The sequence below is a fragment of the Erythrobacter dokdonensis DSW-74 genome (genome assembly GCF_001677335.1).
Lineage (GTDB): Bacteria > Pseudomonadota > Alphaproteobacteria > Sphingomonadales > Sphingomonadaceae > Erythrobacter > Erythrobacter dokdonensis.
Genome location: NZ_LZYB01000008.1, coordinates 164,229 through 177,057, shown reverse-complemented (window position 1 = coordinate 177,057; position 12,829 = coordinate 164,229). Strand labels below are relative to the sequence as shown.

General features: G+C 65.6%; 7 protein-coding genes. 2 read left to right on the top strand and 5 right to left on the bottom strand.

What is annotated here, in order from left to right; all coding sequences use genetic code 11:
* The first annotated feature begins 39 nt into the window (after nucleotides 1–39).
* Nucleotides 40–3,426 carry an autotransporter domain-containing protein gene (locus I603_RS13095; RefSeq protein ID WP_068865665.1) on the top strand — a complete coding sequence of 1,129 codons (3,387 nt, stop codon included), beginning with the start codon at nucleotides 40–42 and terminating at the stop codon, nucleotides 3,424–3,426.
* A 76-nt stretch (nucleotides 3,427–3,502) separates the two neighbouring features.
* On the opposite strand, the gene I603_RS13090 is transcribed toward I603_RS13095, so the two are convergent.
* Nucleotides 3,503–4,159, bottom strand: coding sequence for a hypothetical protein (locus I603_RS13090; RefSeq protein WP_068865664.1), 657 nt, complete (start codon nucleotides 4,157–4,159; stop codon nucleotides 3,503–3,505).
* Nucleotides 4,156–4,362 (bottom strand): helix-turn-helix transcriptional regulator, encoded by a 207-nt coding sequence (locus tag I603_RS13085; protein WP_068865663.1) that lies wholly within the window; start codon nucleotides 4,360–4,362, stop codon nucleotides 4,156–4,158. The genes I603_RS13090 and I603_RS13085 overlap by 4 nt, the downstream gene beginning before the upstream one ends.
* 238 nt (nucleotides 4,363–4,600) lie before the next feature.
* On the opposite strand from I603_RS13085, the gene I603_RS13080 reads away from it, so the two are divergent.
* Nucleotides 4,601–5,233, top strand: coding sequence for a lysozyme (locus I603_RS13080; RefSeq protein ID WP_232305395.1), 633 nt, complete (start codon nucleotides 4,601–4,603; stop codon nucleotides 5,231–5,233).
* A 43-nt stretch (nucleotides 5,234–5,276) separates the two neighbouring features.
* Here I603_RS13080 and I603_RS13075 read toward each other — a convergent pair whose 3' ends face one another.
* Genes I603_RS13075 through I603_RS13065 form a run of 3 tightly spaced genes read right to left on the bottom strand, consistent with a single transcriptional unit; the run spans nucleotide 5,277 to nucleotide 12,704 of the window.
* The gene (locus I603_RS13075) at nucleotides 5,277–9,527 is read right to left on the bottom strand and encodes a translocation/assembly module TamB domain-containing protein (protein WP_068865661.1); all 4,251 of its coding nucleotides are present in this window, start codon (nucleotides 9,525–9,527) and stop codon (nucleotides 5,277–5,279) included.
* Nucleotides 9,527–11,830 carry a BamA/TamA family outer membrane protein gene (locus I603_RS13070; RefSeq protein ID WP_232305394.1) on the bottom strand — a complete coding sequence of 768 codons (2,304 nt, stop codon included), beginning with the start codon at nucleotides 11,828–11,830 and terminating at the stop codon, nucleotides 9,527–9,529. The genes I603_RS13075 and I603_RS13070 overlap by 1 nt, the downstream gene beginning before the upstream one ends.
* Before the next feature lie 28 nt (nucleotides 11,831–11,858).
* Nucleotides 11,859–12,704 (bottom strand): arginyltransferase, encoded by an 846-nt coding sequence (locus I603_RS13065; protein ID WP_068865660.1) that lies wholly within the window; start codon nucleotides 12,702–12,704, stop codon nucleotides 11,859–11,861.
* Between the last annotated feature and the right edge of the window lie 125 nt (nucleotides 12,705–12,829).

Here is a 12,829-nt window from a genome sequence, read left to right as displayed (position 1 = left end):
GCGCCATGCCTCGGCGCACGAAATCACAAAGGGGTTAACATGAAAATTACCGACACTAGCCGCCGCATCTTGCTCGCCGGCTCGGCCACGCTCGCTTTGGCCGCCGCTGCCACGGCGACCCCGGCGCTTGCCATCGTTCCCAACGAAACGACGGACTCCGAGGAAATCGTCGACGACGAGGAAGCGTTCGAAGGCGTCGGCATGATCATCACCAACCAGGTGGGAAGCGGCGGGATCGGGATCTGCACCGGCTCGCTTATCAATCCGCGCACCGTACTGTTCGCGGCCCACTGCGTGAACACGCGCCCCGACACTGCTTATGATGGCGAGACGTTCCGGGCCGCGGTCGGGTTCAACTTCGATGCGTTCCCGGGCATTCTCAACTGGTTCGGCACCGGCCAGAGCAATCCGGCGCTCAAGGTGTTCAACATCAACCGCATCTTCTACGATCCGCGCTCGCTGCAGAACCCGGCGGCGGGAGGCTTCATCGAGGCCGACATCGCGCTTGCCAGCCTCGACACGCCGGCCGTGGGCATCCCGATGTGGGCGATGCTGTTCAGCACCCTGCCCGCGCCCGAAGCGATCGATCCGGTCACGGGCACTGGCTATCATGTCAACATCGTCGGCTACGGCGGCACGGGCAATGCCTTCCAGGGCTCGGTCGAAGGCATCGATTTCCGCCGCCGCGCGGCCGAGAATATGCTCGGCGGATTTTTCTCGCTGTCGGACCGCAATGCGGTGCTGTTCGGTGCCGGCAACAGCCTGACGCAGAACCTCTACCAGCTCGACTTCGACTCGCAGGAGCGGAATTTCGTTCAGGACATCAACGTTTTCCGTGACGATGCCCTGCCCAATGAAGGGACCACGGCCGGCGGCGATTCGGGCGGCCCGCTGGTGCTCGACGCGGCAAACAACGCGATCACCAACGAAGACCTGATCATCGGCGTGCTGTCGGGCGGTTCGCGCCTGTTCAACGTGCCGTTCAGCTCGATCGGCACTACCAGTTTCTACCAGCCGCTGTCGCTCTACTGGCAGTATATCGTCGAAACCAATCCCTATCGCTATGTCGGCGCCAAGGCGGGCAACGGCGATTGGGAAGACCCGGATCACTGGGTGACGCTGCTCGACCCGATGTACCGCGTGATCAATGCCGACGGGCAGATCGTCAACGGCCTGCCGACCACGCCGGAGCAGGGCCTTAACGGCACCGAGGGCGATTGGGGCGCAGTCTGTGTCGAGTTTGAAAGCCCGGGCGATTTCTGCACCGATCTTGCCACCGGCGTCACCGAAGGTACCTTCCCGACGCCGACGCCAACCCCGTCCTCCACCGCGGGCGAGGTGACTGTGACCAACAACCGCGGCGAACTGGACATCACCGCGATCGCCGGCGGCGAAAACGCCGCAAGCCCGGCGACCTTTGATCTCGCCAACGCCGACAATGCCGGCCGCGGTTTGGTGATGCTCGACCAGCCCGAAGAAGCGGCCCAGAACGGCGAAGCCAACGGCGTCGACGGCCTGCCCGCCCCGACCCTCGCCAACGGCCTGCCGGGCGCGAGCGGCTTTGTTCCGAACAACATCGACCCGGTGGTCAGTGCCGATGCGGCGGTCAATGTCGACCCGCGCTATTTCGACGTGACCCTCAGCCAGAACGGCACCACCACGCTCTCCAGCGCGGTGACGATCGACAAGCTGACGATCCGCGGCAACGCCGGTCTCAACGTCGCCAGCGGCGGCGATCTGACCTCGCTGATCGACATCAACCAGTTCGGCGGCACCACGACGGTCAATGGTGAGCTGAACTCGGTCGGTGACTACACGCTGTTCGCCGGCATGCTGGGCGGTACCGGGACAGTCACCGCGCCCTTCGTGACCAGCATCACCGGAATCCTGTCGCCTGCGACCATGGGCACCACCGGCACGCTCACCATCGACGGTAACCTGGTGATGTCCTCGGGAAGCACCTTCCTTGCCGACATCACCGCCAGCGGCGATTCGGACCGCATCGCGGTGACCGGCATCGCCAATGTCGGCGGCGTAGTCGGCCTCGGCATCGGTCTGGGCCAGCAGGTCAACGGTAACGGTCGCCAGTTCACCATCCTCACCGCTGACGGCGGGGTGACCGGTGCCTTCACCGAGACCACCATCTCGGCCATCCTCAGCCAGACCTTCATCTACGAAGAGAACGCCGTGCTGATGGAAATCGAGGCGGCGAGCTACACCTCGGTGATCGACAATACGGATCCGAGCCAGCGCGCCTATGCCCAGCTGTTCGACCAGAACCGTTCGAATGGTGCTGTGTCGGATATCTACGCACTCGACTTCGCCGATACTGACACGATCCGGAGCACCTTCACCAATCTGGCGCCCTTCACCGAACAGACTGTCCGTTCGCTGTCGGCCCAGACGATCAACACCCTGCAGAACTTCAACGACACCCGGATGCGCATTTCGGATCGCAGCGAAGCAGGTGGCAAGATTGCCATGATCGGTGCGCCGCTGAACGCCGTTCAGGTTGGTCTGTCGCCCTTTGGCCAGCCCTTGGCTGCCGATGTGATGGCCCTGCAGAGCGGCACCGAAACCGAGATGACCGAGGCTGACCTGCCCGACAACGTTGCCATCTTCCTGGCTGGCGGCCTTGTGGCGGGCGAGTTCGACTCCTACCCGGGCTTTGCGGCGCAGAGCGACGTTACCGGTGTCTACGTGTCGGGTGGTATCGAGTTCTATCCCAGCGACAGCACCATGATCGGTCTTTCGGGCTTCTTCAACTCGGTTGAAGCGACCGCGCCGCGTGGACAGCAGGTCAAGAGCGACACCTATGCAGCCTCGCTGTATGCGCGTCATCGCCTCGAAAACGGCCCGACCATCGACGGCCAGTTCAGCATGGGCACTATGGGCTTCGACATCAACCGCCAGGTATCGTTCCTGACCGGCGGCCAGACGCTCGAATCCTCCACCGATGATCTGTTGATTTCGGGTGCACTTGGCGTGTCGTGGGATCTGGAAACCGGCATCGGGACCTTCTCGCCCGGTGTCGAAGGTCGCTATGCGAGCGTCGATCTTTCGACCGTGCGCGAAACCGGCGGGTCGCTCGGTCTGGTGATCGATCGTCAGAACTTCACCAGCACCCAGGCCCGCGCGGGTGTGGACTTCGCGCGCAAGAGCTCTGGCATCTCGATCAATGCCACCGCGCAATATGTCCACGAATTCGAGGATGGTCCGCAGCTTCTGGGAGCCAACTTTGCCCAGGGCATCGGGCCCAATGCGAACTTCGTGATCGACCAGGCTGATTCGAACTGGGTCGAATTGGGCGTATGGGCACATGCTGGCCAGGGTCCGGTCCAGGTCGGTGTCGGCTTTGACACCACCATCGGTCGCGACACCGCAAGCGCCCAGGTGGTAAGCGCCAAGGCGTCCTACCGCTTCTGATCGCGCTCTCCGGGAACGAAAATGGGGGCGTCTGCAATCCGCAGGCGCCCCCTTTTCTTTGTCCCGGTACGAATGATCAGCGGATCGCCAGCATCCCACGCCGCCCGATGACGACGAAGCTCGCCACCAGCACCAGCACATAGAACGTCGTCAGCAAGTCAAGCGGCTGCGGACCGGTCACGTATCCGAGATGCGCGAGCATCGCCCAGAACCCCACGACCAGCAGCACCAGACCATAGGTCAGCGCACTGGCCTCCAGATTGACCGCCAGCATCAGTTCGTCGGACCCGCGATAGACCAGCACCGAAAACGCCGTGCCAAGCACCAGGCCGCCACCGCCCAGCACCAGCGCAACGCCCTGCGGCAGCGGACCGTCAGGCGCCGCAAGCGCCAGCGCCAGCAGCGCTATCCCCCACAACAGCATTGCTCCCCCCGAGTACAGCAAGACCCGCTTCTGTTCGCGCAGTTCGTCGGCATCCTCGACATTGAGGAACCGGGCCCCCAGTCCGGGGTTGGCCGTTCCGACGAGGATGCTGAAAGCAGCCAAAAGATAGAGCGCCCCGACCAATGCGGCGACGGTTGCGGAGGTATCGAGTCCGCCTACGGTTTCGCTGTCTATGAACCGCATGAGCGCAAAACTCGCGGTGAAGCCCGCAACTCCCCCGATCAGTCCGGGAATGACAAGCTTGCGCAGCCACGGGGTTGACGGTGGAGTTTCTTGTTCGGTCATCATTCATCGGGCTCCCAGTGATCGATAAACAGTTCCGGCACGGCAACACCGAACAACCGCGCCATGCGCAGCGCGAGCGGTAGCGAGGGATCGTATTTGTCCGTCTCCACCGCATTGATCGTCTGGCGCGATACCCCGAGCCGGCGGGCGAGTTCGCCCTGGCTCCAGCCGCGGCTTTCACGAAAGGATTTCACGCGATTTTCCAAGTTTCGGGCTTTGCCAGAGAGAGTTGTTCGGTGTCTGCGTCCCGCCCACCGCGCCTGAGGGACTTTTCCTTAGGCGATTCGGGCCTGACAAGAGTTCTTTACTGTAAAGAGCTCTTGTCAGTCAAGAGCTCTTTACAGCGCTGTCGGCACGCGAAGACCCGAAGTATTTTCCTACTCGCCCAGATTGTGCCTAATTCCCGCACCTCGTCCGCTCCCTTCCCTGTTTCGAGGTGCTGTCATGCAATATCAGTTCCCCTCTCCCCTGCTGGCCGTTGTCCGCCGCCTGTTCGCCATATCTGCCGCCGATGGTGGCACGCCTGCCCCTCGCGAAAAGGACGAGCGTTGTATTCCCGATGGTTTTGCAACGGCCTCTGACCCGGCTGCCCAGCGCATGGTCGGTTCCGCCGGGATCGCGCTCATCAAGCGTTTTGAAGGCTGCGCACGGCTGCGCACCGACGGACTGGTGGAAGCCTATCCCGATCCCGGTACCGGGGCAGAGCCGTGGACCATCGGCTGGGGCGCGACGGGCCGCGATCATGTCCATGGCGGGCGGATCGGTCCCGGCACTCTCTGGACACAGGACCAGTGCGACGCGCGGCTGGCCGATGATCTGGTCCGCTACGCTGCCGAGGTCCGCACGGCCATTGGCGATGCGCCCACCACGCAGCCGCAATTCGATGCGCTGGTCAGCTTCCACTACAACACCGGCGCGATCGCCCGCGCGACTCTGACCCAAAGGCACCGCGCCCTCGACTACGCAGGTGCGGTGCGCGAATTTGCCCGCTGGAACCGCGCGGGTGGCCGGGTGCTCAAGGGTCTGGTGCGCAGACGCGCCGCCGAGGCCGCACTCTACATGAGCGGGGCCGAGTGACGGAAACAGTCGCGGCGGCCAGGAGAACGCGTGCGGCAGAACATCAGTAATCGCGGCTGACTTCGACCAATACGCTGTCGCGCCCGATGGTCGAGACCGTGCCGAGCAGCGCCAGCCAGCTGGTTATGCGATATTCCACCGTCGTGGCGCTGTAGCCCTGTCCGTCGGTCACCAGTTCGACATAGACCCGCCGGCCGATATTCTTGCCCAGCGCCACGCCGGTCTCGCGTCCGATCAGTGGGTCGGCGCCGACGATGCGCAGCTGGTCAAGCCCGATCGACTTGCGCAACTCGCCGATCGGATCGAGTCCCGCGCCCCCGCCCTGCAAGGCGGCAAGCGCGGCGGCCAGTTGCAGCGCGTCTGTTGCCGACAAGGAGGTAACCGACCCGCCGAATAGCAGCCGCGCGAGAATCTCCTCCTCCGGCAGCGCCGGTTCCGAGGAGAAGGCAATGGTGGGCGACTGGGCATTGCCGGTGATCGCGATGTCGACATTGGTGCCGTTGCGCGAGGTTTCGGCAAGAATGTCGAGCCGCGGATCGATCGGTTCGTTCTCGTCGAACAGGATACGGCCGCGAGTCAGTTCGAAGCGATTGCCCGCAAAAGTATAGTCACCGCGCACCAGCCGCGCAGTACCGCCGATACGCGGATCGTCCACTGTGCCGCGCAGGGCGATGTCGATGCCCCATTCGCTGTCAAGGCCCATGCCCTCCACTGCAACGCGGCTCGGGGCCGAGGCATTGACGAGATAGCGCCACGCCGCATCGCGCGCCGACACCCGTTCGCGCGCACGGCCATCCCCGCCGTTGATCTCGCGCGTGGCGATCTGCGGCAGCGCGACGTCCTCGGCGGCAATCCCCAGCGCCCAGCGTGCGCGGTCGATCTTGACCCGTCCGGCGATGGTGCCGCCAAGACCGTTCGAGACGATCCGCAAGGGCCCGGTAATGGTCGCCTCCAGCCCATTGGCGTCGAGCAGTCGTGCACCCTTGACCGATGCGCGCAGATCGATCCCGGGACCGCGAGTCGCGCTCAGGCTGGCAAGGTCGATCGTCCCACTGCCGGAAACCGTGCCGCCGCCGGGCGTAGCGCCGCTAAAACGGGTCAGCTCGAGCCGCGAGCCGGCAAATCGCCCGGTACCGCTTACCCCGGTTATCCGGGTGCCGGTCAATGCGCTGGAGACGGTCAGGTCCTCGGTCGCGAGCGTGCCGACGATACGCGGATCGGCCAGCGTACCTGTCGCCCGCGCGGCTATGTTGACCGGGCCGGTAAGGTCGAATGCCTCGATCGCCGCGAGCCGCCACAGCGTCTCGGCCGCGCCGTCAAACATCAGCCGCGCCACAAGGCGACCGTTCATCAGCTTCGTGCCGATGTTGCCATCCTCGGGAAAGTCGGTGATTCTGACCGCGATATCGCCGAGCCGCGCGTCATCCTCGGTGAGGCGGGCCGCCGCGGTCAACCGTTCGGCGTTGAGATCGATCACACCGAGTACGCCGACCGGCTTGGACGAGAGCACAAGTCCCGCGCGGCTGAAGCGGTCGATGCGCACCCGGGCCTTTGCGCTTGGCGGACCGTCGCCGAACTGGCGGTAGTCGATGATGCCGGAAAGCTGCCCGCCAAGCCCGAGGTCGCCCCCCGCTAGATCGAGCAGGCGCAGCGGCATACGGGCGAACTTGACCTCCAGCGCGGTCTCCTGCCCACCCAGAACCCCCTCGGCGATGGCATAGCCGCGGCCGAAGCCGAACTGGGTCTGCTCCAGTCGCCAACCGCCGCCCTCCTGCTGGGTCAGCACGGCGCGGCGCGGCATCGATATTGCAGTTCCGGCATATTGCCCGCGTGCCACCGCGGCGATCCGGTCCGGGGCCACGTCGGCATCGAAGGTAAGCGCGAACCGGTCGGCCCGGCGTCCGGCGATACCGCCAGTAACCTTGCCCCTGCCTCCGGCGATCTTCGCATCGGCGGTGAAGCTGGCAATGTAGAGCGCACCGTAAGCCAGACCCTCGCCGCTGATATCGGCATCGATGCGGGTGTCGCCCTCGGCATAGCGACCGGTGGCGCGGATGCTGGCGCGCGCGATGCTGATTGGAACCTTGCCGCCGAAGGCGGCATCGTCGGCGTCAAGGTCGACCGCAAAACCCAGCGCGCCGCCGCTCTGCGGGCGGAACGACACCGTCCCGTCGAGCCCGCCGCCCGCCAGCGCCAGATCGCCCGAGACGCCGGCCTCGTCCAGGACCACGTCGCCCGAGACCCTGGTGCGGTAAACTGATAATTGCTCGATGCCGATCCGGGTCGGCCCGCTTTCGGGGAGGATAAGGCCCAGCCTTCCCTCGAACGGCCCGAGCAGCGAGCCGCCTTCGATGTCGAGTGCAAAACCCTCAGCGCTGGGGGCGAGCGCGATGCGGACATCCTGCAGCCCGGCCGCAGGATAGGGATCGGCCAGCACCAGCACGGCGCGCGGTCCATCGGCGGCGAGTTCGGCATCGATGGTGAAGGGGCCATACTGCGCCTGCCGCCCGCTGCCGGCGAGCGTGGTCCGCGCGCCGTCGCTGCCGGGAACAACCTTGCTGTCGAGCCGCGCGTCGAGCTTCGCGCTTGCGATCACCACGTCGCGCAACACCAGCGGCTGGTCCGCGCCCGTGCCCAGCGAGCCCGTGAAGCGGATTTGCTCCCCGGCCAGATCGGCGAGGGTCGCATTGCTCACCTTCGACAATACGCCGGCAAGATTGGCGCGCAGGCTCCACGGGACAGCTGGGCCGAACTTGGCGAGGATCTTGGCATTGGCTGTTACTTCGCCCGCCTTGTCGACCTTCAGGCCGCGCGCGGTGACAGGTCCGGCCAGCGCATATGCGCCGGCGGGAATGTCCCCGCGCAGCGCCAGCGTGGCCTCCAAGCCCGGAAAGGCGATGCGCGCGGCATCGGCGCTGAGGCGCTGGCGTGCGAGATCATAGACCAGCGTGCCTGTCACACGTCCCTTGACCAGCCTCGGGTCGGCAAGGGCGTTGCCGGTAACGATCCGCGCGGCGGTAAGCGCGAGAGGCACGGACAGGGTGTCACCATCAAAGCGCGCCAGCCCTTCCTGCACCAGGTCTTCGGCCTCCACTCCAGGTGCCAGCAGCCGTCCGAGCGAGAGACGGTGATCGATTGCGAGATCACGGAAACGCCCCGACAGATCGGCGGCGAGGCGCGCATCCTCAAAGCGCCAGTCTTCGCCCAGCAGCCCCGGATCGCGCAGCGTCAGGCTGGTGCGCGCGCCGTCGACCGCGTTTTCGGCAAGGTCGACGACGCCCGCCCCGCGCAGATCAAAAGCGCGCGTGATCAGCGCAGCCTTGCCCTCCATCACGCTGTCCTCGAGCGTGAAGCTGGCGGCGAGAGACACCCGCTCGCCCAAGGCGCGCGCGCCCAGATCGTCGGATGCAAAGCGGGGCCGCAGCTGGCCGAGCACGCCATACTTGCCGGCATCATTGCTGATCCGGAAGGCGGCAACGGCAGGCTGGCTCTCAGGCCCCGAGCCCTCGCTTGGCAGCTGCCGCGCGACGGCTGTGCCGCGCCAGCGCCGCCATGTCCCGTCACCTGCTACCCGTGCATCATATCCGGCATCCAAACCGGCGAGCCCTGCCAGCACCCCTCCTGCGGGCGCGCGGTAATCGGCCTCCAGATCAAAGCGGTCGCCATCCGGCTCGGCATCAAGCAGCAGGGCAAACCGGTCACGCGCGCCAAATTTCGCCTTGGCATCGATCAACACACGGCCTGCGCGGATATCGACTCTCGCCTGCAGGTCGGCCTGTTCGGCCCGTGAGGTGGCGACCCCCTCTCCGATCACGAGACCCTCGATCGCGAGCCGATCGATGCGAATGTCGAAATCGGGCAGCAGCGGCGCATCGGGATCACCGGGGAGCAATTCGGGCAGACGCGTCAGCCGACCGCGCCGCGCGGTGACCTCGCGGATGTCGAGCCCGCTCCACAGCCAGTTGAGCGGACGCCAGTCGAGCGCCACTTCCGGAATGGTGAGAAACACGCCTTGGGGATCGCTCACCCGCACGTCGCGCAGCATCGCCGTGCGGTAGACGTCGCCCTCGATCCGGCCGACGGTGAAGCGCAATCCCGAAGCAGGGGCCACCGCTGCGATCTGGTCGGCGATGAAACGTTTGCCGATGGGAGTGGAGAGAAAGCCGGCCACCAGCACCAGCGGGGCAAGCAGCAGCGCCAGCGCCCAGCCCAGCCGCTTGGCCCAGACGCGCTTGGCGCGCGCGGGCGGATCGTCGCTTGCAAGGTCGGGGGAAAGATCGTCAGCCACGCTCATCAGAACGCCTGCCCGAGACTGACATAGACTACCACAGGGCTATCGAACTGCCCGGGGTTCAACGGGGTTGCCACATCGACGCGGATCGGGCCGAAGGTGGTCTTGTAGCGTACGCCGAGCCCAGCGCCGTACTTGATAAAACGGAAATCGGGCGTGCTGCCGAGGCTGACCGTACCGGCATCGAAAAAAGGCACCACTTCGACGGCGCCGCCCAGCAGCGGGGTCTCGATCCGCGCTTCAACCGAGACCTCGACCAGCGAGCCGCCGCCGGTCGGCTCTCCGCGATCATTGACTGGACCGACACCCTGAAAACCGTAACCGCGCACCGATCCCCCGCCACCGGCATAGAGCCTGCGCGATGGCGCGATTTCGAAGAACCGGGCGCCCTGAATGGTCGCCGCGCGCACCCTCCCCGCGAGCACGGCGGCGCCTAGCGATTTGTAATAGCTCGCATCGGCCTGGGCGCGCAGGTAGAACACCTCGCGCCCCTCGGACCGTGAAACCTCGGGCGCAACGAACATGGTGGCGCGGTAGCCGCTCGAAGGGTCAAGCAGATCGTCACTTTCGTCGAGGGTCAGGCTGCCGAACACGCCGCCGATGAGGAAGGCCTGGCGCGGCAGCTGGATCGTGGAATTGCGCGCCAGCCGGTTGCGCTCGTCAGTGTAGAGCAATTCGCCGCCCAGCTGCCAGCTAACCGGCTTCTGGAACAGGATGTTCGATACCTTTTCGAAGGTGGCACGCATCCCGAACCCGCGCGAGTCCACGGCCAGGGTCTTGATGTCGCTGGCGAACAGATCGGCCGTCAGCACCTGGTCACGACCGCGGAAGTTGTTGCGCCGCACGCCGATGCTGGCGAGCGCCTCGCGCGTGCCGAGAATGCCGCGCAGCCGCAGCGCACCTTCCGGCGGGAACAGGTTGCGGTGCTCCCAGCGGCCCTCGACCTTGAAGCCGTCCTCGGTACCGTAACCGATCGCACCTGCTATGGTGCGCACCGGCGCGCGTTCGAAGTCCACGTCGAGCGCGACTTCGCCCGGCTCACCATCGGCCGGGGGAGCGACTTCGCGCGGAGTGACGGTAACACTGGAGACGAGGCCCGTGGCGATGATCGCGCGGCGCAGATCGGTCTCGAGGCTCTGGCGATAGATGTCCCCCGGCGCGAATCGGGCGATGCGGGCCAGGTGGCGACCGGAGAGGAAGGAAGGATCGCCGCTGACGACCTGGCCGAACGCATATTGTCCGGCCGGCTCCACCGCCAGCGTCAGGTCCCCCTCCTGGCGGGCATGATCAATCAGCAATTCGGGTTCGGCCACCGTGGCGAAGGGATAGCCGGTCTCTCCCAGCGCCACGCGCAGTTCCAGCTCGCGGTCGACGATACGGTCGGCGTAGAGCGGATCGCCCGGCGCAATGCCGAATGCTGCCCGCAGCCGCTTGGAATCGGTTTCCGATAGGCGTTCGAGCGGGCCGAAGTTGATTGATCCGAAGGCGTAGCGCGTGCCGGGGAGGAGATCGTAGCGCACGCTCGGCTCGCTTGCGACGCTGCCATTGGCATCGCCCTCGTCACCGCGCGCCCGCCGTCCACCGGAAAGCTGCCGGACAACCTCGCCGCCATAATAGCCATAGGTGCGCAACATCTCGCCGAGCAATTCCTCGTCGGCCCGCGCGCGCGCCGCGACCTGGGGAGCACCGTCCTTGTCACCGTCAAGCTGGCGCAGGGTGGACAATTCGCGGAAGCGCTCGATGAATTCGCGGCGTTCGGGAAAGGCATCGGGTGCGGCTGGGAAGCCTAGCACCAGCGTATTACCGACCCTTACATCCTCTAGCTCTGGCGATTCTCCGATCAACTGCTGGGCAAGGCTCGCCAGCGCCTCCACTTCCGGGTCAGGCGCGAGCGGTTCGGGCACCGCAACGGTGAAATCGGTGAAGGCGGCGTCGAGCGCGGGCTGCAGCCTCTCGGCAGGCGGAGGCAGGAATTCGGCACCGGCTTCGGGCATTTCAACCACATTTCCTGCGGTTTCGGGCTGGCTGTCGCCTGTTTCGGGTGAAACGCCGGGGCGATCGGGCGCTCCCAATGTTGCCCAACTTTCGGGATCATCGACCGCAGCGGGCGGTATCAACTCGTCCAGCGTACGAGGCACCGGCGCGGGTTCGGGCAGCGGTTCGACTGGTTGCGGTGACGGTGCGCCACCATCAGCCGGAACATCGGGCCCCGCCTGCGTGGCGAGCGTTTCAGGCGCTGGAGCCTGCGCCCATGCAGGCTGCATGGACAGCAGCAGTGCTGCCGGACTCAGAGCGGTCGCGAGCACGAAACCATGTTTCAGGCGATGGCTTGGCTCAGCTGCCCGGGAACTTGACAGGCTGCCCATCCTTGCCTCGGGCACCGGCCAGCGGCGCATCCTGCGGCTGGCGCGGCGCTGTTGCCGCGGCGATCAACCGGTGCTGTTCGTCGGGATCCATCAGCTGCCAGCCTTCTCGCGTCAACCGCTCCATCGGGCGGTAGCGGATCTTGTACTGCATCCGCGGGCTGCCTTCCACCCAGTAGCCGAGATAGACATAGGGCAGACCTTCGGCCGCAGCGCGCCGGATGTGATCGAGGATGATGAAATTGCCAAGGCCCACCCGGGTCTTATGGTCGGGCTCGTAGAAGGAATAGATCATCGACAGACCGTCACCCTGACGATCGGTCAGGCAGGCCCCAACCAGTCGCCCCGGCCGGCCGCGCGCATCAGGTTCGCGATACTCGGTCACCACGCTGTTGACCGGGGTATGCTCGATCATGTCGGCGTAGTCGAGCTCGTCCATCGCCGCCATCCCGCCATCCGGATGTCGCTGGCCGAGATAGCGCGCCAGCAGCTCGAACTGCTCGTCGGTGGCCCAGGGGCGACATTCGGTCACAATCAGATCGCTGTTGCGCTTCAGATCGCGCTTCTGGCTCGGCGAGGGACGGAATTCGCCCGCCACGACCCGCACGGAAACACAGGCCTGACAATCAAGACAGGAAGGCCGGTAGGCGACCGTCTGGCTACGGCGGAAACCGATTCGCCCGAGCGCCTCGTTAAGCTGATCCGCGTGCGCGCCCTTGAGCTCGGTAAAGACCTTGCGCTCGCTCCGGCCCGGCAGATAGGGGCACGGGGCCGGGCTGGTCACGAAAAACCGGGGAAAGCGGATCGGGGCCGTCACTGGCGGGCTCTGTCCTCTTGGCGTGAATCGTTCGGGCAAGTGTTACCGAAAGGTTATGCCTGCACGCGGCCCGCGGTAAAAGTCCCTTAACCACGAAATCATGCGAATAATGCCGCAGCCGGCAC

Bases quoted from the DNA above. Each gene is read 5' to 3' on its own strand.
- I603_RS13080 (WP_232305395.1), top strand. From the start codon at position 4,601: ATGCAATATCAGTTCCCCTCTCCCCTGCTGGCCGTTGTCCGCCGCCTG.
- I603_RS13095 (WP_068865665.1), top strand. From the start codon at position 40: ATGAAAATTACCGACACTAGCCGCCGCATCTTGCTCGCCGGCTCGGCC.
- I603_RS13075 (WP_068865661.1), bottom strand. From the start codon at position 9,527: ATGAGCGTGGCTGACGATCTTTCCCCCGACCTTGCAAGCGACGATCCG.
- I603_RS13090 (WP_068865664.1), bottom strand. From the start codon at position 4,159: ATGATGACCGAACAAGAAACTCCACCGTCAACCCCGTGGCTGCGCAAG.